This is a genomic window from Cupriavidus gilardii (assembly GCF_013314895.1).
GTDB lineage: Bacteria > Pseudomonadota > Gammaproteobacteria > Burkholderiales > Burkholderiaceae > Cupriavidus > Cupriavidus gilardii_C.
Window position 1 is genome coordinate 29,748 of record NZ_JABTYE010000007.1, and the last position, 22,730, is coordinate 52,477.

Below are 22,730 nucleotides of genomic sequence, written 5' to 3' on the forward strand. Positions count from 1 at the left end.
ACCTCACCAGAGGTAGAAGAAAGCGAAGATGAACACCCACACCAGGTCGACGAAGTGCCAGTACAGGCCGGCGATCTCGACGATCTGGTAGTTGCCGGTGCGCTCGTAGCGGCCGCGCAGCACGCGAATCGCGACGACCAGCAGATAGATCACGCCGCACGACACGTGCAGGCCGTGGAAACCGGTGATCATGAAGAAGGACGAGCCGAATTGCGCCGCGCCCATCGGATTGCCCCAGGGACGCACGCCCTCTTCGATCAGCTTGGTCCATTCGAATGCCTGCATGCCGACGAAGGTCGCGCCCAGCGCCGCGGTCGCGAGCATCAGCGTCGCGCAGCGGGCACGGTCGCGCCGATAGGCGAAGTTGACGGCCATCGCCATGGTGCCGCTGCTGGTGATCAGCACGAAGGTCATGATCGCGATCAGGATCAGCGGGATCGATTCGCCGGCGATGGTCAGGGCGAACACCTCGCTGGGATTAGGCCACGGCACCGTGGTTGTCATTCGCACCGTCATGTAGCTGATCAGGAAGCAGCTGAAGACGAAGGTGTCGGACAACAGGAAGATCCACATCATGGCCTTGCCCCACGACACCTGGAAGGCATGCCGGTCCGAACCCCAGTCGGCCAGCATGCCGCGCCAGCCGCCGTGCACGGGGGCCGCGGTGTGCGCCGCAGCATGTGCCACGGAATCGGCCACGCCATCGCCGGGATGCAGTTGGGTCGCCATATTGCCTCCTTCGCTTGCCTGCCCGCGCGGATCTCGCGGTCAGTCGGTGCCGCAGATGTAGCGCACGATTTCCGGAGTCAGCCAGCCGAGCGCGGCCAGCAGGACCAGCCATACCGCCAGCATGAAGTGCCAGTAGCGCGCCAGCAGCCGCACGCGCAAGGCGGCACCGGGCCGCGCGGTAGCGCGGATGCCTTGCCGGGCGGCGAACCATGCCACCAGGCCGCCGACCATGTGCAGGCCGTGCATCCCGGTCAGCATGTAGAAGAAGCTGCCGGCCGGATTATTGGCCGGCAGGATGTCGGCCGCGCCCAGCGCCTGCCAGGCCCACAGCTGGCTGGCGACGAAGCCGAGCGCGCCGATGCCGCCCAACGCCAGCGCCCGCCTGGCCTGCGCCGGCTCACCGGCCTGCGCGGCACGCGACGCAAGCCACATCGCCACGCTGCCCGCGATCAGCAACCCGGTGGACAGCCACACCTGCCACGGCAGCGCGATCCGATGCCAGTCGATCGAGTCCATGCGCAGCCCGAAGGCGACGATGAACAGCGAGAACAGCGACGTGACCACGCCCATGAAGACCCACAGCGCGACGCTGGCCGGCGTCGAGCCGGAAGCGCGCTGACGCATCGCGTCGCCGCCGCGCGGGGCCGGACCGTCGTCGCCGCGCGTGACTCGGTACAGTGCTCCGGTATTCATGCGACAGCTCCCTGGCTCGCTTGCGGTTCGGGTTCGGCGCCGCCCGCTTCGGGCGGCGCGTTCTGCGCGATGAAGTCCGCGCGCGCACCGGGCACGCTATAGGCGTAGGCCCAGCGATACACCACCGGCAGATGCGGGCCCCAGTTGCCGTGTTCCGGCGGCGTATGGGGCGTCTGCCATTCGAGCGAAGCGGCGCGCCACGGGTTGGCGCCGGCCGGCTCGCCGCGGCGCGCGCTCCAGATCAGATTGAATACGAACAGCAGCTGCGCGGCGGCGACCACGAAGGCCGCCACCGAGATATAGGCGTTCAGCACATGTGCCGATTCCGGGATGAACGCGTAGTTCTCGAAGGCGTAGTAGCGGCGCGGCATGCCCAGGATGCCGAGATAGTGCATCGGGAAGAAGATCGCGTAGGTGCCGACGAAAGTCACCCAGAAGTGCAAACGCCCCAGCGTGTCGTTCAGCATGCGCCCGGTGACCTTCGGATACCAGTGGTAAAGGCCGCCGAATACCACCAGGATCGGCGACACGCCCATCACCATATGGAAGTGCGCGACCACGAAGTACGTGTTCGACAGCGGGATGTCGACGCTGACGTTGCCGAGAAAGAGTCCCGTCAGCCCGCCGATCAGGAAGGTGCTGATGAAGCCGATCGCAAACAGCATCGGCACCGAGAAGTGGATATCGCCGCGCCACAGCGTCAGCACCCAGTTGTAGACCTTGATTGCGGTCGGAATCGCGATGATCAGCGTGGTGGTGGCGAAGAAGAAGCCGAAGTACGGATTCATGCCGCTGACGAACATATGGTGGGCCCATACCACCACCGACAGCACGCCGATCGCCAGGATCGCCCACACCATGGTCCGATAGCCGAAGATGCTTTTGCGCGCGTGGACGCTGATCAGGTCCGAGACGATGCCGAATGCCGGCAGCGCGACGATATAGACCTCGGGATGGCCGAAGAACCAGAACAGGTGCTGGAACAGCAGCGGACTGCCGCCCTTGTAGTCGAGCTGCTGCCCCATCGACACCATCGACGGCATGAAGAAGCTGGTGCCGATGGTCTTGTCGAGCAGCATCATCACACCGGAGACGAACAGCGCCGGAAAGGCCAGCAGCGCGAGGATGGTGGCCATGAAGATGCCCCAGACCGCCAGCGGCATCCGCATCAGCGTCATGCCTTCGGTGCGCGCCTGCAGCACCGTCGTGACGTAGTTCAGCCCGCCCATGGTCGCCGCGACGATGAAGATCAGCAGCGACACCAGCATCAGGATGATGCCCCAGTCGTAGCCGGGCGTGCCGGGCAGGATCGCCTGCGGCGGATACAGCGTCCAGCCGGCGCCGGTCGGTCCGCCCGGCACGAAGAAGCTGGCCAGCAGCACGATCACCGACAGCAGGTAGACCCAGAAGCTCAGCATGTTGAGGAAGGGGAATACCATGTCGCGCGCGCCGACCATCAGCGGGATCAGGTAATTGCCGAAGCCGCCCAGAAACAGTGCGGTCAGCAGATAGATCACCATGATCATGCCGTGCATGGTGACGTACTGGTAATAGGCGTTGGCGTCGATGAATTCGAAGCGGCCGGGGAAGCCCAGCTGCATCCGCATCAGGTTCGACAGCACGACGCCGACCAGCCCCACCACGATGGCGACGATCGTGTACTGCACCGCAATCACCTTGTGGTCCTGGCTCCAAACGTATCGCGTCCAGAAGCTGGTGGGCCCGTGGTGGACGGCATCGTCGGCGTAGGCCATGGTGATCTCTCCTGCGGTCGGTGACCTGTCGTGGCAGGCCGCGTCCGGCTCCGGACGCGTCGCTGCCCTCTGTACTCGTTTGCCCTGCGGCGCGCCGAGGTTGCGCTGCCGTCGCGCTGCAGTCGCGCTGCGGTCGTGCTGTCGTTGCGCTGTGGTTGCGCTACTTGCCCGCCGCCTCGCGCGGGGGCCCGGCATTGGCGCGAATGAAGGCAATCAGCGCATTGACCTCGTCGTCGGTGAGCGGCATCTTCGGCATGATCGGCGCGAAGCCCTTGACCACGCGCTGCTGCGGTTCGCGGATCTCGGTTCGCAGATAGTCGTCGTCGACCTTGGCGCTGCTGCCGTCCGCGAAGGTCGACGTATGTCCGTACAGGCCCTTCCAGGTCGGGCCGACGCTGGGCGAGCCGTCCACGCTGTGGCAGGCGATGCAGCCCTTGCTCTGCGCCAGCGCCCGGCCCTGTTCGGCGAGATCGGCCGCTGCGGGTCCGGGGCCGCGTGTGCCGAGCGGCTGGGCCGGTACCGTGGCTGCGGCGGCGGGCTGTCCGGCGCGCATCGCGACGAAAGTCTGCTGCTTCTGCAGCCAGGCGGTAAAGGCGGCGGGCTCGTCCACCACCACCTTGCCGCGCATGTTGTGATGGCCCACGCCGCACAGCTGCGCGCACAGCACGTCGAAGGTGCCGGCGCGCGTCGGCGTGAGCCAGAACGAGGTGACCATGCCGGGCACCATGTTCATGCGGGCGCGGAATTCCGGCACGTAGAAGTCGTGCAGCACGTCCTTGGAGCGTGCCAGGATCTTGACGGGCCGGCCCAGCGGCAGATGCAGTTCGGGGCCGGCGACGACGATGTCGTCCTGTCCGTTGGGATCGTCGGGATTGAGTCCGAGGGGATTGCCGGGGCCGACGAAGCGCGGATCGCTGGTGCCGAATTGCGTGTCCGGCCCGGGAAACCGGAAGCCCCAGGACCACTGCTGTCCCACCACTTCGACCAGCATTGCGTCGCGTGGCGGACGCACGTAGTCGGCGTAGACGAACAGGCCCGGCGCCAGCAGCGCCATGATGCCCAGCGTGGTGCCGCCGATCAGCCAGAGTTCGAGCTTGTGATTGACCGGCTCGTAGGCCGCGCGGCTGCCGTCGCGATGGCGATAGCGCCATAGCATGTAGCCGATGAACAGATTGATGCCGATGAAGAAGGCGCCGGTGATGACGATCGTGATGGTCAGCGTGTCGTCCATCTGTTTCCAGTTGGACGCGAGCGGCGTCGCCCACCACGGGCTCAGGAAGTGGAAGAGCACCGAAGCGACAACCATGACCACGAGTGCGATGGCGAGCGCCATATCGACCCCTCCTTGTGTGCCGCCGGCACGAGGGCTGCCCAAGTCACGCAGGTAGGATAAGACTAGTGCATCCGATCAGGTCGATTCAAGGCGATGGTCCGAGCCGCCCGTGACGCGACGCACAAGCGCATGACCGCGCATGGCGGAGCGCATGAAAAAAAGGCGGGCGGAGCCGAGCCCCGACCGCCGTGCGTTCGCCGTCGCGCCTCAGTGCGTGACGTCCTTGCTCTCCAGCTTCCAGTACGCAGCTGCCGCGCACATGCCGAACACGATGTTGCCGAACAACGTGTGCCAGCCGCGCGCATCGGCAAACCACGGGAAGAAGCGCGTCATGCCATAGAAGTTGATCAGGTAGATCACCAGGCCGAACACCGCGCCCACCAGCAGCGCCATGCCGAGGCTGGAATCGAGCTGGAACGGTGCCATGATCGCTGCCAGGATCATGCCGAGCACGGCGCCCAGCACGAAGTGGATCACCAGTGCGGCGGTAACCGTGGCCAGGCTGAACATGCCGCTTTGCAGCACGTCGGGCCCCATGACGATGGCCGCGATCATGCGCGTGGTAGGCCACGGATTGGTGCCCGCGACCATGGTCGACCAGAACAGCTCGAGCACCAGCAGCAATGCGCCGGCAGCCAGGCCGGATACCGCGGCCGCGCTCCAGTCAGGCACGCGGCGCACGTAGTGGTGCGAATGCATGTGAAGTTCCATTGCCACCTCCGTATGCTGTGACGAGACCGAGTCCCGTTCATTTGGACAGCATAGGACACGCGACGGCGATCGGCGCGAAGGCGCGCAGCCCTCGGGTCAACCCCGAGCGGCAAAGGGCTTGGATAGTGCGCCCCGCTGCCTATACTGCAGGCATAACAGCATTACCCACAGAGAGAGAGAGGAAAGGAGACCGCCATGCCGACCCTGGACATGCACGACCTCGTGTTCCTGATTCCGATGGCGCTGGTTGGAATTATCGTGATGGGCATGGTGCCCGTTGCAGCGCGGCCACTGCAGATCAGTTGCCGCACGCTCGGCGCGATCGCCGGCGCGCTGCTGGGCCTGGCCGTACTCGAGGCAATCCCGCTGCTGATCTAGCGGACCAGCTGGACACGAGCCCGAGCCGGTCCGCAGCCGACTCGGTACTTGCCGGTGCGATGCATCGCGACCGGCGGGGAGGCTGACATGTCCCTGTTCTGGATCGCCATCCTGCTCGCTGCGGCGCTGGGCGTGACGGTCGGACGCGCGCTGTGGCGCAGCATGCGGCCCGCGCGGATGCGCTGGCGCCGCTGCCGGCAGATGCGGCAGCGCGCCATGCCGACCCCGCACAACCGGGCGCAAAACCGGCCGCACGGGCAGCTGCACCACGGCTAGCAAAGCGCCTTGCGGCGCGTTATCGAGTACCGCGCGCGTCGGTCGCCGACGCGCCGCGTCAGATCTCGATCATCGCGAAGTCGGCCTTCGCCACATCGCATTCCGGGCAGCGCCAATCCTCGGGAATGTCTTCCCAGCGCGTGCCGGGCGCGATGCCGTCTTCCGGCCAGCCCTGCTCCTCGTCATAGACCCAACCGCAAATCAGACACACCCAGGTCTTGTAGGCGACGGCTTCCTGCTGCAAAACAAACTCCTTTATTCAATCCGGAGCGAATCATACGCGTTTTCGCTGCGGCGCCACGAAGGCGGTCTCGCACGGAGGCGGGGCGAACGCGGCTTCGCCTGACCGCGTGGGCCGGCGCGGCCCGCTGGCATGCAGGTTGCAGCGGATCGGCGACTACGCTTCCGATCCGAGCACCGCCGATGCCCGCCATTCCACGCGACGCGCCCGGGGACCATAGCCTGGCCTTGCTTGCCGACCCCTATCGCTTCATCGCCAAACGTTGCCGCGCCCTGCAAACCGATGTCTTCGAAACCCGCCTGCTGCTGCGTCGGACCCTGTGCATGACCGGACCCGAGGCGGCCGCGCTGTTCTACGACCCGCGCCGGTTCCAGCGTGGCGGTGCCGCGCCCGAGCCGCTGCGCGCGACGCTGTTCGGCAAGGGCGGCGTGCAGACACTCGACGGCGACGCGCACCGGATGCGCAAGGCCCTGTTCATGCACGCGACGGCGCCCGAGCGCATCGCGCCGTTGTGCGACGCAGTCGCGCAGCAATGGCTGTTGTCCGCCCGGGCCTGGTCCGATGGCCAGCCGATCGCGCTCTACGACGCACTGCATCCGCTGCTGACCCGCGCGGTATGCAGCTGGGCCAGCGTGCCGTTGCGCGAACATGAGGTCGCGCCCCGCTGCCAGCAGTTGACCGCGTTGTTCGATCAGGCCGCGGCACCCGGGCTGGGGCATTTCCGCTCCCGGCGCGCGCGCGACCGCGTCGAGGCGTGGCTGTCGCGGCTGATCGACCAGGCCCGGGCAGGCCAGATCGAGATTCTCGAACACACGCCGATGCACACCGTGGCCTGGCACCACGATGCGGACGGCCAGCTGATGCCGCCGCGCATCGCCGCCGTGGAACTGGCGAACCTGCTGCGCCCGACCGTGGCGGTGTCCGTCTTCATCGTGTTCGTCGCGCACGCCCTGCACCTGCATCCGCAATGCCGCGAGCGCCTGCAGCAAGGCGATCCGGCCTATCTCGACGCCTTCGTGCAGGAGGTGCGCCGCTGGTATCCGTTCTTCCCGGCGGTGGTGGCGCGGGTGCGCGAAGACTTCGAATGGAAGGGCTATCGCTTTCCCCGCGGCCGGCGCGTGATGCTGGACCTGTACGGCACCAACCGCGATCCGCGCAGCTGGGACGACCCCGAATCCTTCGCACCGGAGCGCTTCCTCGCCCGTGCGCCGACGCCGTTCGACTTCATTCCGCAGGGCGGCGCGCAGGCAGCCGACCATCATCGCTGTCCCGGCGAGGGCATTACCGTGGCACTGATGAAGCAGGCGGTGCAGTTCCTGCTGCGCGGGCTGCGCTACACGGTGCCGCAGCAGGACCTGACGCTGGACTTCGCCCGCCTGCCGGCCCTGCCGCGCGACCGCATGGTGATTCGCGACGTGCGGCTGGTGCACCGGCGATCCGGCGCTGCTACTGCCGGATCGTGAAGTCGACGCGGTTCGGCGAGCCCTTGTCCTTGATGCCCTCGGTATCGAGCTTCGGCGCCGTCAGGAACAGGCGCGCTTCGGGCACCTTGCCCTCGCGTTCGAGCGCCTGCTTGACCGTCAGCGCGCGACGCTCGGCCAGTTGCCGCAAGCCGCCCTCGGTGACAGGCGCGTTCTGCAGCAGCAGCGCCTCCATCTCGGCGGTGGGCAGCGACTTCGCCATGCCGATCAGATTGCGCGGCTTCTTGATCGACGAGCGCTTGTAGACCGCCTCGAGGTACTTCGGATACTCCTGCGGGCTGACCGTCACCTTGGCGCCCTGCTCGTCGTCCTCGTCGTCGGCCGCACGCTGCTCGCGCGCCGATTGCCGCAGTTCGCGCACCTTCTGCTCTGCCACCAGCTCGTCCAGCCAGGCCCGGCGCGCGCCCGCGGCGTCGGTGGCCGGATCGATGCGGCCGGTGATCTCGAGCCGCAGCCCCGGCCGATCGTTCAGCGCCTTGCCCAGCGTCTCGACCTTCTTGCGCCCTGCCTCGGTCAGATTGGCCGAACCCGGCGCGAACTCGACGTAGCCCAGTTCGTCGCCCCCGCCGAAGGCCGAGGCGATCAGCGAGAACGGCGAGGTGATGGCCTTGGTCAGCAGATTGACGATCACGCGCATGATCACGCCGCCGATGCTGAATTCGGGGTCCGACAGCGAGCCCGATACCGGCAGGTTGACATCGATCACGCCATTGCGGTCCTTCAGCAGCGAGACCGCAAGCAGCACCGGCAGCTTGGTCGCGGTGGGGCTGTCGACCTTGTCGCCGAAGGTCAGCTGATCCAGGAACAGATGGTTGCTGGCGTTCAGATGGCCGTTCTCGATCTTGTAGGCGACGTCGACCGTCATCTTGCCCTTGGTGATCGGATAGCCCGCGTACTTGGTCGCATAGGGTGTCAGCCGCGTCAGCTCGACGCCCGCAGCCTTGGCCGCGATATCGAGATAGAGCTGCTCGCCGAGCGGGTTGAGCTTGCCGCTGATCGTCACCGGCGCATCGTCGTCGAGCCGGCCCTCGAGCACCAGGTCCGCCGGCGTCGGATCGCCGGTCGACACCTTCGAGATCGCGCCGTGCATGCCGGTCAGGTTGGCCGTGTAGTTCGGCTTGACGAAGAAGTCGGAGAAGTTGATGTTGCCCTTGTCGATCTTGACGCCGCCGATGCGGATCTGCGGACCGGCCGCGGTGCCCTTGGCCGAAGCCGCCGCCGGCGCCGAGGCGCTGGCGACCGTCGCCGGAGCGGACTGCGCGGCAGGGCCGCTGGCCGGTGCCGGCGCGGCATTGGCCTGCGTCAGGCTGGTGGTCGGTGCAGGCTGGCCCTGCTGCGCGCCGCCGGAAACCACGTCCTGCAGATTCAGCCGGCCGTTCGCGTTCAGGATCACGCGTGCATAGAAGTCGTTCAGCGCGATCTGGCCCAGCGCCAGCCGCAACGGCCCCTTGCTGTCGTCCATGTGGAAGTCGATGCCGCTGAGCCCCAGCGAGCGCCAGCGGATGAAGTCCTCGCCGTTCAGGCGATCGACGGTGCGCACATTGCTCAGCTGCGCGGTGCCGGCGAAGGTCGCCGCCACCGGCTTGCCGCTCGGCACCGAGACGGCGAGCTTGCCGTTGACGGTGGCGTTGCCCGCGCGCAGCGCGGCGTTGAAGCGATCGGCGAGATAAGGCTGGAACGGCGTCAGATCCAGCTGCTTCGCGTCGACGCGCATCTGCAGCGCCGGCAGCGTCGGCTGCACGGCGCCGTCCAGCGTCAGCACGCCGCGACGGCCGGATTCGGCCTTGACCTTCAGCGCAATCGGCGCGGCGGCGAGCGGCCAGCGCACGGCGCCGGTCTTGACGTCGATGCCGCGCAGCTGGTGCACCACCGGGCGGTTGCCGTTGGCCCCCGCCGGCTGATAGTCGGTCAGCCGCAGCTTGCCGCCGTCGATCGCAACACTGCCGACCTCGACCTGCCAGGGCTTGGCGGGGGCCGCTGCCCCAGCGTTGGTGCGCGGCGCGGGCTGCGCGCGTTTCGCGCTGGCGGCGCGCGACTGCGCCACCCAGATGCGCGAGGTCTCGACCAGTTCGCCGCGATGGTCGCGCACCGCGGCAATTTGCGGGTTGGCGATGCCGACCTGCCCCACCTTCAGCGACTGCGCGGCCAGATCGAAGCTCAAGCCGTCGAGCGTCAGCTTGTCTGCGGTCAGCAGGGGCAGCTTGTCGCCGACCAGATCGCCGCGCTGGCGGGCGCGTTGCTCGCGACGCCTGGCGCCGGCCTCGTCGGACGGTGCGGCGGCAACGCGCGGCGTCGTGGCGGGGTCGCGCAAGGCCACATGGACGCCGCTCATGGTCACGCGCGAATTCTCCAGCGACAGCGCAAACACGGGGGCCGCCCACGACATCCGGTAGTTCAGCTCGGCGTCGAGCGCGGATTGTCCCAACTGGACCCGCAGTTCGGCCGGGAACCAGGCGGCGAAGGTCTGCGGCTGCAGGCCGTTGGTTCGCAGCGTGCCGGCCAGCGTGCCGTCACGCAGCGACAGCGCGCCCTGATGCGCGATGGTTTGCCCGTCGGCAACCGCCAGCGTGGCGTCGAGCCTGGCCGGCTTGTCGCTGTCGCCGGACAAGCCATCGACCTGTACGTCGATCGGCCCGAGCGCCAGCGTGCCGGGGCCCGAGAAGGCCGCCTCGTCGCGCAGCGTCACGCGGGCCTGCTTCAACGCGATGCGGTCGATGGTGTAGCGCCACGGCCTGGCGTCGCTGGGGCGCTGTGCCGCCTGTGCTGCAACCGGGGCCGAGGCGGCCGGTGCGGAGGCGGAAGCCAGCGGGACCGAAGCGGATGGGGTAGCGGATGCGGTTGCCGCGGCCGACGCGGCTGCCGGGGCCGATGCGGCTGCCGCCGGGGCGGCCGGTTTCGCCGCTGCCGTTGCCGCTGGCGTTGCCCGCGGCAGGAAAGCCGTGGCCAGATCCAGCGTGCCATCGGCGCGCCGCAGCGCACGCGCGTCCAGACCGTCCAGCGTCACGCCGCGCAGATGGATCAGACTGTCGGCCGGCGCCAGCCGCGCGATATCGACCGTCAGCTTGCCGGCCTGCAGCAGCGGCGTGCCATCGCGCTTGCGGATATCGGCCTCGCGCAGAGACGCGGTGCCGGACACCTCGATCTGCTGCTGGTCCTGCTGCTGGCGAAAGCTCACCACCAGCCGCGTATCGAGCTTGCCTGCCTTGACTTCGGCATCGGTCAGCCGCGGCGCGAACGGCATGAAACGCACCAGATCCAGCCCATCCAGATCGAGGTTCAGCTTCGCTTCGCGCGCATCGGCAAACGGCAGCATGGTGCCGCTGACTGCCAGCGGCGAGCCGTTGATATGGGCGCTGATGCTCGGCTGCGTGACGATATTGACGTCGTGCGGCAGATTGGACAGGAACGGCAGCGTGACGGTCAGATGGTCGACCTTCTGGGTCTCGCCGAGCATCTTGTCTTCGAACCGCAGCGAGCTGCCGGTCAGCGCGATGTTGTTGATCGAGAAGCGGGCCGGTTCGCCGTCGTCCGGGCTCTTGGGCCTGGCGGCCAGCCGGTCGCGAATATCGTCGAAGCTCAGCCGGCCATCGGCTTCGCGCACCACGTGCACGGCGAGCCGATCGATATGCACGGCGTCGACCACCGGGGCGAGCCGCCACAGCGACGCGATCGACGCGTCGATATCGGCCGAACCCAGCGTCAGCATCGGCGTGGTGCCGTCCGGCTCGAAGATCGTGATATCGCCGACTGTCGCGGCCAGCGAAAACGGCCGCACCTGCGCGGCGCCGATCGTCACCTTGCGCCCCAGCGCCTCGCTGGCCTGGCTCGCCGCCAGCGAGCGGATCAGCGGCGGTCCGCCAAAGTACCCGGCCAGACCGAAAATCGCCACTGCCGCCGCAATGCCGCCCGCCACGCGCAGGCCCGTACGCCGGCGCGGCGTCGCGGTGGCGGCCTGCATCGAAATCTTGAATGCCATGTCGTCCCGAAGAAATTGACCCCCAAAGCCGCACGCGCCCGGCGGTTTCGCCTTGCCGTCATCGCGGCTTCGCCCTCCCGATGCACGTCCTGGGTCCAGTTGTGCTCTGGATCCCACTTTTTTGGGCATTATGGTAATGCTTCATGACAGTGCGCGGGGGATTATTGCGACCGGCGCGTCGGCGGGGGCCTGTCCGATCTGGTATCGTTTCGCCTTTGCGAAGCGTTCCGTCGCATGCCCGAGGCTCACCCGCCTCTGGCTCTGCCTCTCTCCCGCGCTGTACCCGCCGGCCGTACCCTCACACTTACCCGTGTTAGCGCGCTTCGCATGCGATCTCTTCCATGCGAGTTTCCTCAATGTCCACCACCAGCAGTACTGTTGGCGCCGGCGGCGCGTCGCTCGAGCGCGCCGCGCGCCCGCTGACCGGCCAGGATTACAAGACCCTGTCCCTCGCCGCCCTCGGCGGCGCCCTCGAGTTCTACGACTTCATCATCTTCGTCTTCTTCGCCACCGTGATCGGGCAGCTGTTCTTCCCGCCCTCGATTCCGGACTGGCTGCGCCAGCTGCAGACCTTCGGCATCTTCGCGGCCGGCTATCTGGCCCGTCCGCTGGGCGGCATCATCATGGCGCACTTCGGCGACCTGCTCGGGCGCAAGAAGATGTTCACGCTGTCGATCCTGTTGATGTCGGTGCCCACGCTGCTGATGGGCCTGCTGCCGACGTACCATGCGATCGGCCTGCTGGCGCCGGTCGCGCTGCTGCTGCTGCGCGTGCTGCAGGGCGCGGCGGTCGGCGGCGAGGTGCCGGGCGCCTGGGTCTTCGTCTCGGAACACGTGCCCAGCCGCCACGTCGGCTATGCCTGCGGCACGCTGACGGCCGGCCTGACCGCCGGCATCCTGCTGGGCTCGCTGGTCGCGACCGGCATCAATACGATCTTCACGCCGGAGCAGCTGACCGACTGGGGCTGGCGCGTGCCGTTCCTGCTCGGCGGCGTGTTCGGCATCGCGTCGATGTATCTGCGCCGCTGGCTGCATGAAACGCCGGTGTTTGCCGAACTGCAGCGCAAGAAGGCGCTGGCCGCGGAAATGCCGCTGAAGGCGGTGGTGCGCGATCACCGCGGCGCGGTGGCGGTGTCGATGCTGCTGACGTGGATGCTGTCGGCCGGCATCGTGGTCGTGATCCTGATGACGCCGACCTTCCTGCAGAAGCTCTACGGCTTCGACGCGCGCACGGCGCTGGTTGCCAACAGCGTGGCGACGCTGTGCCTGTCGATCGGCTGCGTGGTGGCCGGCGCGCTGGCCGACCGCATCGGCGCCCGCCGCACGCTGTTCTTCGGCGGCCTGTTCCTGGCCGTCAGCAGCTACCTGTTCTACACGGTGATCCATCACCGCCCCGACCTGCTGCTGCCGCTCTATGCGCTGGCCGGCTTCGCGGTGGGGACCATCGGCGCGGTGCCGTTCGTGCTGGTCAACGCCTTCCCGGCGCATGTCCGCTTCTCGGGCCTGTCGTTCTCGTACAACCTGTCGTATGCGATCTTCGGCGGGCTGACGCCGATGGCGGTGACGCTGATGCTCAAGAACGATCCGCTGGCTCCGGCCCACTATGTCGTCGCGCTGTGCGCGCTGGGCATGGTGACCGCGCTGTTCGCGCGCAAGTCCACGAAACTGTAACCAGGCTGCGAGGAAGTGGGGCCCTGTGCCCCGCCTTTTGCCCGTCCGGGCCGGCGCGTCAGCGGCGATGCTCGCGGAAGAACTCCCACATCAGCATGCTGGCCGCCGGCCCGGTGTCGCTGTGATAGCGATAGGCAGGATCGCCGCCGCTCCAGGCATGGCCCAGCCCGGCCACTTCGCATAGCTGCACGAGATCGCGGCGCGCGTAGCCGAAGCGGGACTCGAGGTAGTGGCCGGCGGGCATGTCGGGCGAATCGCCTTCACCATGCGCGCCGCCGCGCTCATGCCCGGTCGGAGCGGCCGCCCCGCGCGCCGGCTCACCGTTGCGCCGCCCGCCCTCGACGCGGTCCGGCAAGCGGTTGTAGGCCAGAAACTGCCGCGCCAGCAGGCGCGCATTGACCGGGTGCACCACCTCGTCGTCCATGCCGTGCAGGATCAGCGCCGGCATCGGCTTGCCCGCCAGCGCGACACCGGCTGCATCGAGCAAGGCAGCAGGCTCGGCACGCGAGCCCTGCTGCATCGCCCGCAGACCGGCCCGCGCCGAATCGGCGGCACCGACCACCACACCGGAATGCAGGCCGACCGCGGCGATCTTGTCCGGATAGCGCAAGGCCACCACGGCCGCCATCGCGGCGCCCGCCGACAAACCCGCCAGATAGACCCGCTCGGGGCAGATATCGCGCCGCAGTGCCAGCGCATCGATCAGCGCGGCGATCGCCTGGGCTTCGCGCGCGCCTTCGCTGGCGGCGAGGTCGAACCATTGCCAGCAGCGCTGCAATTGCCGGCGCAGCGGCTGTTCGGCGTAGGCGACCAGGAAACCCTCGCGCTCGGCCAGCGCGTTCATGCGCGTGCCGGCGGCGAAGTCTTCGGCGGTCTGCCGGCAGCCATGCAGCATCACCACCAGCGGCAGCGGCCCGGTGTGCCGGCGCGAGGGCTCATAGAGCCAGTAGCTGAGCTGCGATACCAGTTCGCCGGCCATTGCCGGCAGCTTCAGGCGCCGCTGCGACCACTGGCCCGGCAACGGGCCCGCGGGCAGCGCCACTGGCGGCGGTACCCGCGTGCGGGCCGCAGGCGCTGCAGAGCCCCGACGGTCCAGGCGATCGAGCCAGCTGCCAAGGTGACGCGCCGACTGCTGGGGCAACGTGCCGAGCTGCCGCCACGGATGCCGCCAATTTCCCATCAAGCTTCTTGCCATGCGCGGATTGGGGAAGCGTGCGAACGCTCCCGGTTCATTTTTGCTGCGTTGCAGCATAGCACATGGAAATCAACGCATTTGGCTTACCAATGTAGGACAGTGACTGACAGCACACCGGCAATCGGCTCGCTATGGTTTCGCCATGGCAAACGGGCAGCCCGCCCGCAGCCGCCGTTCGAGGCGACCTCGATACCGGTATCTCATGCGGAACTCGCTTTTGAATTCGTTGCCCCACCCGTGGCGCGCCGCCGCGCTGATCGCCTGCGCATCGTGGCCCGCGGTGGCCCAGCACGGCAACGCCGCCGCGTCGACCACGGCGCCATCGAGCATGTCGGCGCTGGCCCGGCTGCTGGTCGGCGTGGCCGATGGCCGGCCGACCGGCATGAATGGCGTCACGCGGCTCACCGGTACCGGAAGCAGTACCGACGTGGCGCTCGGCAGCGCCTGCCAGGAGCTGACGCGTTCCGGCCCGATCCTGCTCGATACCGCCACGCGCCTGGACGGCTGCCGCGGCGAACGCGGCAAGCGCGTGATCTTCCATCTGAACCTGGTCCGCTTCGACGCCTCCCGCGAGGGCACCGCGGCCTTCATGGCCAGCGCCACACCGGCTCTGGTGCGCGGCATCTGCCGCAATCCGGATGTGCCGGTGCTGGGCCGCCTCGGCATCGCGCTGGTGTTCCGCTACACCGGCATCGGCGACCGGCCGGTCGGCGAAATTTCGATCGCGCCCGGCCGCTGCGAACAGGATTGACCGCGGCATCGGATTGCGGGCAACGCGTCCGATAGAACACCGTCCGCGTCGAACTGCGATAGTCGCAGCATGGCGCATTGGCTAGATTCCTCCGCTTCACTGTGTCTGCGCGGAGGTCGCCTCGATGTCATCCCATCTTGCCAATCGCACGACGTGCATGGCGGCGACGATGCGCCGGCCGGCCGATGCAGCGCTCTGAACGCAGGCTGTGCGGTCTGATGTCGTGCGGCTGCCTGCTGTGGGCGGCGCTGGTCGCGGCCCAGCTTGGCCGCACCCACACGGGACGCGACGATACCGCAGCCGTGCGCGAGCTGCTCGCCGACACGCTGACCGGGGCCGAACGGCGCTGGCTGGCCGCGCATCCGGTGGTGCGCTACAGCGCGTCCCCGATCGGCGGGCCGATGGTCTTCGTCGGCACCGGCGGACATGCCGCCGGTATCGCCGTACAGGCCCTGGAGCAGGTCGGACGTATCACCGGCTTGCGCTTCGAACCGGTCTGGCAGCAAGACGCCGCAGCACGCGAAGCGGCCCTGCACAACGGCTCGGTGCTGCTGGTCCCCGCGTTGGCGACCGATTCGTCCGCGGCGGCGGATGCCGGGGCGATACGCGAAGCCGGACGCAGGGCGCAGCGGTTGCAACCGTCGCTGCCCTATCTGATCACGCCCTGGGTCATCATCACCCACGCCGCCAACGGCGCGATTCGCGATGCCAGCGGGCTGACCGGCATGCGCATTGCCGTGCGCCGCGGCAGCCGCGGCCTGGCGGAGCGGCTCGCGCAAGTGCCCAACGCGACCATCATCCGCACCAGCTCCAATACCGAGGCCTACCGCATGGTCGCGCATGGCCAGGCGGACGCCGCCGTCGACACGCTGACATGCGCGCGCTACATGGTCCGGCGCGCCTTTGCGCCACGCCTGCGCGTGGCCGGCCAGTTGGGGCCGCCGCCGGCCGCAATCGGCTTCGGCGTCTCGCCCGCGGCGCCACAGCTGCGCATGATCCTGAACAAGGCGCTGGCTGCCATCCCGCCCATGCACTGGGACGCGCTGCAGGCCGACTGGGCGTCGTCGGAACCGACGCCGGCCGGGCCGCGGGCGGCGGTGCCGGCGCCGGAGCCGGCGTCCCACGGACGTCGGCCCTGGCTGCTGACCTGCTCGCTCGGCACCATGCTTTGGATGACGGCAATGGGCGCGTGCGCCGTCGCCCTGCATCGACACGGCCGGCGTATCGCGCGCGCCGCCAGCACGCTGCACCGGCGCCTCGGCGGCACGCGCGCCGCAAGCCGGCGCAGCGCCGCCCGCCTGCGGCCTTCGGCGGACGCTGCCCACCGCACTGCCTTGCCCCGTCCTTCCGCATCGGTTGGCACATCGGCTGGCATATCGGCCGCCACAGCGGCCGGCGCATCGGCTGGCACATCGCCCGGAGCAGATCGACTAAGCCTGCTCGCCACGATCTGCCATGAAATCCGTACGCCGATGCACGCGGTGATCGGCATCCTCGACCTGCTCAAGCACAAGACCGCCATCCATGGCGAGGCGCGCCACTACATCGACACGGCGCACGACTGCGCCAAATCGCTGGTGGCGCTGGTTGGCGATCTGCTGGACATGGCCAGGCTCGAGGCCGGCCGGATGGAAATCCGGCCCGAGCCGGTCCAGCTCGATACGCTGCTGCGGCAATGGGTCCATGCGTTTCGGCCACTGGCGGCCTCGCGCGGTCTGCGCATCCGGCTGCAGCTCGGGCCGCTGCAGGCGCGGCGCCATCGGGCCGATCCGCAACGGCTGCGGCAGGTCGTCGGCAATCTGCTGAGCAATGCGATCAAGTTCAGCGGACATGGCGACATCACGGTGAAGCTGGAGAGCGGGGGCGAGGACGCCAATCGGGAAACCGTACGCATCGTGGTGCGCGACCGCGGACCGGGCATCGCCGCGGATCAGATGCCGCGACTGTTCGAGCCCTTCTACCGGGCGGCCGAAGCCGGCGCGACCAGCGGCACCGGCCTTGGCCTGTCGATCTCGCGGCAGCTTGCCCGCCAGATGGGCGGCGACCTCGAACTGATCAGCCGGCCGGGCCACGGCACCACCGCGCTGCTGACGCTGACGCTGCCGGCGGAGGCCTGCGCCGGACGCGCGCTGCGGAGCACCAGCCATCAGACGGCCGCGCGCCGGCCCGCCGTCGCGCCGCTGCACAAGGGCTATTGCGCGCTGATCGTCGACGACCATCCGGCAGGCAGGATGCTGCTGGCGCGCCAGTTGCGGCATCTGGGCGTGGAGGCGGTCGGTACCGGCGATGCGCACGACGCGCTGGTGCGGTGTGCGGCGTCGGATCCCGCCTTCGATCTGGTGATTCTCGACTGCAATATGCCCGGCATGGACGGCTTCACGCTGGCGCGCAAGCTGCGCGCGCAGGAGCGGGCGCTGGCACGGCCGCGCGTGCCGGTGCTCGGCTACAGCGCCGACGCGCGGCCGCATAACCGCGAGCAGGCGCTGGCGGCCGGCATGGACGATTGCCTGTTCAAGCCGATCGATCTCGACACGCTCGGGCGCGCATTGCAACACTGGCTGGGCGAGCCCCCGGCTGGCCGATGTCCTTCGACGGCATTCGCCGCGGAGCCCATCGCGCTTGCCCCGGACGCGGCGGTACGGGCTGCCTTGCTGGCCGGCAACACGGCGGACCTGGCCGCCCTGCGCGTCGCAGTGGCGCGCGCCGACTGGCAGGCCGCACACGCGCTCGCGCACCGGATCAAGGGCGCCGCGCGGATGGTATCGGCCGATGCCGTCGCGGCGGGCTGCGAGGCCCTGGAGGCGGCGTGCCGCGACGGCGATGCCGGCGCCGTGGCGGCGGCGATGGCGCAACTGGTGCCGGCGCTGGCGCGGTGGGCCAGAACGCTGTCGCGCTGAGCCAGGCCGCTCGCCTCGCGTGAGTGCGCACCAGCCCTCGTCCCGGATCGCGTTTTGAGACTCCTCTTATCCTCCTGCCCGCCCTTGCCCGCTAATCTGGCCGGGCATTGCAGCGCTTTCCGACTATTTCCCGTTTTTGGTCTGGGGGTGGGCATGCGCGCTGTCGCTGTGTCGGGCCGCTTTGTTGTTGTGTCCGTTCCTCCATCGTGTCACCGGCTTCCCGATACAGATTTGACGCGCTTTGCGCCGCACGGCATTTGCCGGGCGGCGCTTCTTTTCCGATGGACCGCACGCCCCTGGCACCAGCCGCACATTGCGATGCTGCTCGGCAAGCGGGCGGAGGAGCAATGGCATGGCACTGAACATCGTAGTCGCGGACGACCATCCCGCGATTTCCCTGGCGATCCGCAGCGTTCTGCAGGGGCACGCCGGCTGGCAGGTCTGCGCCGACGTGACGACGCCCGAGGCACTGTTTCGCGCCATCGCAACGTGTACGCCCGACGTCGTAGTCACCGACTACCATATGCCCGGCGGCCAGGCCAAGGATGGATTGCGGATGCTCGGCCAGATGCGCCGGCAGCATCCCCAGATGCGCGTCGTGGTGCTGACGATGATGACCAACCCGCTGATCCTGCGGGCGATCGTCGAAGTACCGGTGCAGGGCATCCTGCTGAAGGATTCGCCGCTCGACGAGCTGGTCCATACCCTCGTCCAGGTCGAGCGCGGCCAGACCTATATCGGCAAATCGGCGGCGCGCATCCTGGCCGAATCGAGTGCGCGCTACCCCTGTCCGGAGGAGCGCGCCGGCATCGGCAGTCTGTCGGTGCGGGAAACGGAAGTGCTGCGGCTCTATCTGAGCGGCAAGTCGGTGACGCAGATCGCCACGGCGCTAAGCCGCAGCGTCAAGACGATCAGTCGGCAGAAGAACTGCGCGATGCAGAAATTGGGGGCCAGCAACGACAGGGAACTGTTCGACTTTGCCGCCCGCCAGGATTTGATGCTGCCGCGGCCGTCGGCGGGTTAGCCGACGGCGCACGGCTGGAGGATCCGTCTTATTCGGCGGAGCGCGGCGCCGCGATGACCGGCGACACGGCGGGTTCGCCGCCATCCTGATCGTCGCCCGGGCGGCGCTGCTTGGCACCGGCTGCGCGCTGCTCCCAGAAGACCGCGTTATCGATGCCCAGCGGGCCGGGCACGAAATTCGGATCAAGGCCCTGCCGCTTCTGCGCCTCGTAGTCGCGCAGCGCCTTCAGCGCGGGCTTCTGCAGGATCACGATCGCCACGATGTTGAGCCACGCCATCAGGCCGACGCCGATATCGCCCAGCGCCCAGGCCAGCGTCGCGGTGCGCACGCAGCCGTAAAGCGTGGCGGCCAGGATCGCGATCTTCAGCAGAAACACCATCCACGGGCGGTGAATCTTGCGGTTGATGTACGCGACGTTGGTTTCGGCGATGTAGTAGTAGGCGACGATGGTCGTGAACGCGAAGAAGAATAGCGCGATCGCGACGAAGGCGGCGCCGAAGCCCGGCAGCACGCTTTCGACCGCATGCTGGGTGAAGCCCGGACCTGCTTCCACACCGGCCAGGCCAGAGTGCAGGGCTTCCTTGGCGGGACCGACCACGTTGTAGGCGCCGGTGATCAGGATCATGAAGGCCGTCGCCGAGCAGACGAACAGCGTGTCGACATAGATCGAGAATGCCTGCACCAGACCTTGCTTGGCCGGATGCGACACCTCGGCTGCCGCCGACGGATGCGGGCCGGTACCCTGACCGGCTTCGTTCGAGTAGACGCCGCGCTTGACGCCCCACTGGATCGCCAGACCGAGCACCGCGCCGAAGGCCGACTCCAGGCCGAAGGCGCTACGCAGGATCAGGCTGATGACTTCGGGCAGCTTGCCGATATTGAGCGCGATGATCACGCAGGCCACCAGGATGTAGCCCAGCGCCATGAACGGCACCACGATCTCGGCGAACTTGGCGATACGCTTGACGCCGCCGAGGATGATCAGGCCCAGCAGGATCACCAGCACCGCGCCGGTTACCGCCGGCTCGACGCCGAACGAATTGGCCATGCCGGCCGCGATGCTGTTCGACTGCACGCCGGGCATCAGCACGCCGCAGGCCAGGATCGTCGCCAGCGCGAAAATCCAGGCGTACCACTTGGTGCCCAGTCCTTTCTCGATGTAGTAAGCCGGGCCGCCGCGATACTGGCCGTCCACCTCTTCCTTGTAGATCTGCGCCAGCGTCGATTCCACGAACGCCGTGCTGGCGCCGAGGAAGGCCATCACCCACATCCAGAACACCGCGCCCGGACCGCCGAAGGTAATGGCGGTCGCCACGCCAGCGATATTGCCGGTGCCGACCCGTCCCGACAACGACATCGCCAGGGCCTGGAAGGAGCTGACGCCCTGCGCCGAGGACTTGCCGTCCAGCATCAGGCGGATCATGCCGAAGAAGTGGCGCACCTGGGCGAATCGAGTGCGAATGGAGAAATACAGACCGACGCCCAGGCACAGATAGATCAGTGCCGAGCTCCAGATGATGCCGTTGACGGCATCGACAATTTCGTTCATGGCGAATCTCCGAGTCGGGTTCGGGCGAGATGGTGCCCGTCATGTCGACGGTCGAGGTGCCCCGGGGTCGAGGCAAAACCGCCCCCCTGGAAAAAGGCGTAACCATACCGCAACCGATCGTTATCTCCCCACCTAGGGAGAACCCGAATTCGTCGTCCGAAACGGCGCCTGGCGCGTTGTGGGATGCAGGATCGTGCACCACGAGCGGGCATGATCGGCAGGGTCGCAAGCCGCCGGAATTGTGTCGCCGGGAAACAAAAGTCGGCACTGACAGGCGGTTTTTACGTCACCGAACCACAAGTTACAGAACTGTTTCATGTTGTCGCCGCCGAGGCCGGCCGCAGGCCCGATCGTGCGTCGTAACCTGAACGCTCCCCTACCGCTCCGATGGATGCAGAGGAATTTCATGTCTGAACGATTGATCATGCTCGACGTGCCCGGGGTGCTGTTCTCCGAGCGCTCCGCCGCACGGCTCGGCGGCAAACCGGAGACCGGCACGGTGCGCGAACTGCGCCTGTTCGATCCGGTCGCACTGGGCTTCGTACGGCGGCTGTTCGGCCTCGCCGGCGCCCGCGTGGTGATGCCGCATGCCTGGGGCGCGAGCGCCCGTGCAGCGCTGGTGCAACAGCTGGACCTGCAGGTGGAGGCCTTCGCGCCGGCCGCCGCTGGCGGCTTCGGCGCGGAAGTCGCGGCCTACCTCGCCGCGACGCGCCCGACTCCGCAGAACTACGTGGTGCTGACCGCCGATGCCGCTTCCGTCGACGCGTCGCTGCAGCCCCGGCTGATCGCACTGGACCCGGCCAAGGGGCTGACGCTGGACGACTTCAAGCAGGCGCTGGACCTGCTGGGCGTGGCCTGCCCCAATGGCATGTACCCGCCGACGCAGCCCGATCCGCGCCTGCAGGCACGCCTGCAGCAGCTGCGGCGCGCCGCGCGCCATGGCGCCCTCCCCGGACTGGTGCCCTCGCCGCTGACCGAGCCCGCGCACGCCTGACCTGGGCCCGCGCCTGGCCGTCTTCCGTCGGGATCGGCCCGCATAGGCAATCCCGCCCCCCCGTCTGCATAATGTGGCGGCATGAACGAGGGGGCGGAGATGACAACAGCCGCGCTGGCTGACCGACGCGGCATCCACTGGCAACGCGGCTGGCCGCGGCATCTGCCCGCCATCCTGGCCGCGGTCTGGGGCCTGAGTTCGCACGCGCAGTCCGCCGCCCCGCCGGACGCCTCCGCACCGTCCGCTGCCCCGTCCGCTGCCCCGTACGCTTCCCCGTCCGCTGCTCGGACGCCCGCCGAGACCGCCAGCGCCCCTCCCGTCTGCCAGGCGCCCTGGTTCCGCGGCGGTGCCCGCGCGCAACTCGAGGCCGACGGCCAGATGCCAATGTCGATCACCATGACGGTGCGCCATCCCGGCCCCGTGCCGGGCGGCTGCGCGGCCTGGCTCGACATCCACTCGAAGTCCGCGCTGGCGGCGATGATGGGCCCGCCGGTGGTCATGGATCAGATGCACCGGCTGACGCTGGTCCGCGATACGGGTTCGGCCAACGGCCGGATCAGCAGCCAGCACGCCACCATCAATGCGCAGGCGCGCTATGCCCGGCTGTTCGGCGAGGCCTCGTTCGAAGGCACCGGACTGTTGTCCTATGCCGGCCACGAGATCCGCGAGGGCGGCATACTGCCCGGCGAATCGCTGCACTCGAGCGCCAGCCTGCAGATCAACAGCCTGCATTCGGGAGAAGCGGTGACGACCATCCGCGTGCCCCGCGCGTCGATCCACATCAGCGAACGGCGGGTCGGCCGCAGGCAACAGATCGACACGCCGCTGGGCCGCCGCGAATGCCTGCCCATCCGGTATGACAAGCAGGCCTCGCTCGGCGAGGTCCATATCGGCGACGATGTCGAACGGCCCGACCCCTACAACATGACGGTGACCGACTGGTACTGCCCCAGCGAAGCCTTCGTGTTGCGCACGGAAATCCGCCAGGGCGATCAACAGCAGGTCATCGAAACCACGGCGATCGGCATGCCGGAGGCCGGGCAGTAGCGCTGCCGACCGCCGGCTCGTTCCACTTCAC

18 protein-coding genes are annotated in these 22,730 nt (G+C 68.3%); 9 read left to right on the forward strand and 9 right to left on the reverse strand.

What is annotated here, in order from left to right:
* Positions 1–3: 3 nt before the first annotated feature.
* The 5 genes from HTY53_RS08890 to HTY53_RS08910 form a co-directional block, all read right to left on the reverse strand.
* Entirely contained in the window at positions 4–729 is a 726-nt protein-coding gene (locus tag HTY53_RS08890; protein ID WP_217435553.1) for a heme-copper oxidase subunit III family protein, read from the reverse strand.
* 39 nt (positions 730–768) lie between these two features.
* On the reverse strand, positions 769–1,422 hold the full coding sequence (locus HTY53_RS08895) for a cytochrome c oxidase subunit 3 (RefSeq protein WP_174106137.1): 654 nt from the start codon (positions 1,420–1,422) through the stop codon (positions 769–771).
* Positions 1,419–3,176: a cytochrome c oxidase subunit I gene (gene ctaD / locus HTY53_RS08900; protein ID WP_174106138.1), complete on the reverse strand. Its 1,758-nt coding sequence runs from the start codon at positions 3,174–3,176 to the stop codon at positions 1,419–1,421. Before ctaD ends, HTY53_RS08895 begins: the two co-directional genes overlap by 4 nt.
* A 160-nt stretch (positions 3,177–3,336) precedes the next feature.
* Entirely contained in the window at positions 3,337–4,509 is a 1,173-nt protein-coding gene (locus HTY53_RS08905; RefSeq protein ID WP_174106139.1) for a cytochrome c oxidase subunit II, read from the reverse strand.
* 207 nt (positions 4,510–4,716) lie between these two features.
* Positions 4,717–5,220: a hypothetical protein gene (locus tag HTY53_RS08910; RefSeq protein ID WP_174106140.1), complete on the reverse strand. Its 504-nt coding sequence runs from the start codon at positions 5,218–5,220 to the stop codon at positions 4,717–4,719.
* A gap of 195 nt (positions 5,221–5,415) precedes the next feature.
* Here HTY53_RS08910 and HTY53_RS08915 point away from each other — a divergent pair, with 195 nt between their 5' ends.
* Together HTY53_RS08915 and HTY53_RS08920 are read left to right on the forward strand one after the other, a co-directional pair.
* Positions 5,416–5,598 carry a hypothetical protein gene (locus HTY53_RS08915; RefSeq protein ID WP_006578697.1) on the forward strand — a complete coding sequence of 61 codons (183 nt, stop codon included), beginning with the start codon at positions 5,416–5,418 and terminating at the stop codon, positions 5,596–5,598.
* Positions 5,599–5,685: 87 nt separating this feature from the next.
* On the forward strand, positions 5,686–5,874 hold the full coding sequence (locus HTY53_RS08920) for a hypothetical protein (protein WP_174106141.1): 189 nt from the start codon (positions 5,686–5,688) through the stop codon (positions 5,872–5,874).
* A gap of 58 nt (positions 5,875–5,932) precedes the next feature.
* Here the strand turns inward: HTY53_RS08920 and HTY53_RS08925 are convergent, their stop codons facing one another.
* Positions 5,933–6,118 (reverse strand): rubredoxin, encoded by a 186-nt coding sequence (locus HTY53_RS08925; RefSeq protein ID WP_174106142.1) that lies wholly within the window; start codon positions 6,116–6,118, stop codon positions 5,933–5,935.
* 179 nt (positions 6,119–6,297) lie between these two features.
* On the opposite strand from HTY53_RS08925, the gene HTY53_RS08930 reads away from it, so the two are divergent.
* Positions 6,298–7,578, forward strand: coding sequence for a cytochrome P450 (locus tag HTY53_RS08930; RefSeq protein ID WP_174106143.1), 1,281 nt, complete (start codon positions 6,298–6,300; stop codon positions 7,576–7,578).
* Here the strand turns inward: HTY53_RS08930 and HTY53_RS08935 are convergent.
* Positions 7,562–11,572: a DUF748 domain-containing protein gene (locus HTY53_RS08935; protein ID WP_174106144.1), complete on the reverse strand. Its 4,011-nt coding sequence runs from the start codon at positions 11,570–11,572 to the stop codon at positions 7,562–7,564. The two genes, HTY53_RS08930 and HTY53_RS08935, sit on opposite strands and share 17 nt — an antisense overlap.
* A 356-nt stretch (positions 11,573–11,928) precedes the next feature.
* Between HTY53_RS08935 and HTY53_RS08940 the strand changes: the two genes are divergently transcribed.
* Positions 11,929–13,242 carry an MFS transporter gene (locus tag HTY53_RS08940; protein ID WP_174106145.1) on the forward strand — a complete coding sequence of 438 codons (1,314 nt, stop codon included), beginning with the start codon at positions 11,929–11,931 and terminating at the stop codon, positions 13,240–13,242.
* Positions 13,243–13,300: 58 nt separating this feature from the next.
* Here the strand turns inward: HTY53_RS08940 and HTY53_RS08945 are convergent, their stop codons facing one another.
* On the reverse strand, positions 13,301–14,437 hold the full coding sequence (locus HTY53_RS08945; RefSeq protein WP_174106146.1) for an extracellular catalytic domain type 1 short-chain-length polyhydroxyalkanoate depolymerase: 1,137 nt from the start codon (positions 14,435–14,437) through the stop codon (positions 13,301–13,303).
* A gap of 217 nt (positions 14,438–14,654) precedes the next feature.
* On the opposite strand from HTY53_RS08945, the gene HTY53_RS08950 reads away from it, so the two are divergent.
* The 3 genes from HTY53_RS08950 (at position 14,655) to HTY53_RS08960 (ending at position 19,109) form a co-directional block, all read left to right on the forward strand.
* Entirely contained in the window at positions 14,655–15,188 is a 534-nt protein-coding gene (locus HTY53_RS08950; RefSeq protein WP_174106147.1) for a hypothetical protein, read from the forward strand.
* A 185-nt stretch (positions 15,189–15,373) separates the two neighbouring features.
* Positions 15,374–18,085 (forward strand): ATP-binding protein, encoded by a 2,712-nt coding sequence (locus HTY53_RS08955; RefSeq protein ID WP_174106148.1) that lies wholly within the window; start codon positions 15,374–15,376, stop codon positions 18,083–18,085.
* 352 nt (positions 18,086–18,437) lie between these two features.
* Positions 18,438–19,109: a response regulator gene (locus HTY53_RS08960; RefSeq protein ID WP_174106149.1), complete on the forward strand. Its 672-nt coding sequence runs from the start codon at positions 18,438–18,440 to the stop codon at positions 19,107–19,109.
* Positions 19,110–19,137: 28 nt separating this feature from the next.
* On the opposite strand, the gene HTY53_RS08965 is transcribed toward HTY53_RS08960, so the two are convergent.
* Positions 19,138–20,658, reverse strand: coding sequence for an alanine/glycine:cation symporter family protein (locus tag HTY53_RS08965; RefSeq protein WP_174106150.1), 1,521 nt, complete (start codon positions 20,656–20,658; stop codon positions 19,138–19,140).
* A 406-nt stretch (positions 20,659–21,064) separates the two neighbouring features.
* Here HTY53_RS08965 and HTY53_RS08970 point away from each other — a divergent pair, with 406 nt between their 5' ends.
* Both HTY53_RS08970 and HTY53_RS08975 read left to right on the forward strand, forming a co-directional pair.
* A complete protein-coding gene (locus tag HTY53_RS08970; protein WP_254599876.1) occupies positions 21,065–21,652 on the forward strand; it encodes an HAD domain-containing protein in 588 nt (195 codons plus the stop codon).
* Between the two features lie 99 nt (positions 21,653–21,751).
* Positions 21,752–22,699, forward strand: coding sequence for a hypothetical protein (locus tag HTY53_RS08975; protein WP_254599877.1), 948 nt, complete (start codon positions 21,752–21,754; stop codon positions 22,697–22,699).
* Positions 22,700–22,730: the final 31 nt, after the last annotated feature.

What these genes read in the sequence shown, in the direction of transcription:
- HTY53_RS08920 (WP_174106141.1), top strand. Translation starts at nt 5,686, where the DNA reads ATGTCCCTGTTCTGGATCGCCATCCTGCTCGCTGCGGCGCTGGGCGTG.
- HTY53_RS08970 (WP_254599876.1), top strand. Translation starts at nt 21,065, where the DNA reads ATGTCTGAACGATTGATCATGCTCGACGTGCCCGGGGTGCTGTTCTCC.
- HTY53_RS08965 (WP_174106150.1), bottom strand. Translation starts at nt 20,658, where the DNA reads ATGAACGAAATTGTCGATGCCGTCAACGGCATCATCTGGAGCTCGGCA.
- HTY53_RS08945 (WP_174106146.1), bottom strand. Translation starts at nt 14,437, where the DNA reads ATGGCAAGAAGCTTGATGGGAAATTGGCGGCATCCGTGGCGGCAGCTC.
- HTY53_RS08960 (WP_174106149.1), top strand. Translation starts at nt 18,438, where the DNA reads ATGGCACTGAACATCGTAGTCGCGGACGACCATCCCGCGATTTCCCTG.
- HTY53_RS08955 (WP_174106148.1), top strand. Translation starts at nt 15,374, where the DNA reads ATGCAGCGCTCTGAACGCAGGCTGTGCGGTCTGATGTCGTGCGGCTGC.
- HTY53_RS08910 (WP_174106140.1), bottom strand. Translation starts at nt 5,220, where the DNA reads ATGGAACTTCACATGCATTCGCACCACTACGTGCGCCGCGTGCCTGAC.
- HTY53_RS08915 (WP_006578697.1), top strand. Translation starts at nt 5,416, where the DNA reads ATGCCGACCCTGGACATGCACGACCTCGTGTTCCTGATTCCGATGGCG.
- HTY53_RS08890 (WP_217435553.1), bottom strand. Translation starts at nt 729, where the DNA reads ATGGCGACCCAACTGCATCCCGGCGATGGCGTGGCCGATTCCGTGGCA.
- HTY53_RS08975 (WP_254599877.1), top strand. Translation starts at nt 21,752, where the DNA reads ATGACAACAGCCGCGCTGGCTGACCGACGCGGCATCCACTGGCAACGC.
- HTY53_RS08940 (WP_174106145.1), top strand. Translation starts at nt 11,929, where the DNA reads ATGTCCACCACCAGCAGTACTGTTGGCGCCGGCGGCGCGTCGCTCGAG.
- HTY53_RS08935 (WP_174106144.1), bottom strand. Translation starts at nt 11,572, where the DNA reads ATGGCATTCAAGATTTCGATGCAGGCCGCCACCGCGACGCCGCGCCGG.
- HTY53_RS08930 (WP_174106143.1), top strand. Translation starts at nt 6,298, where the DNA reads ATGCCCGCCATTCCACGCGACGCGCCCGGGGACCATAGCCTGGCCTTG.
- HTY53_RS08905 (WP_174106139.1), bottom strand. Translation starts at nt 4,509, where the DNA reads ATGGCGCTCGCCATCGCACTCGTGGTCATGGTTGTCGCTTCGGTGCTC.
- HTY53_RS08895 (WP_174106137.1), bottom strand. Translation starts at nt 1,422, where the DNA reads ATGAATACCGGAGCACTGTACCGAGTCACGCGCGGCGACGACGGTCCG.
- ctaD (WP_174106138.1), bottom strand. Translation starts at nt 3,176, where the DNA reads ATGGCCTACGCCGACGATGCCGTCCACCACGGGCCCACCAGCTTCTGG.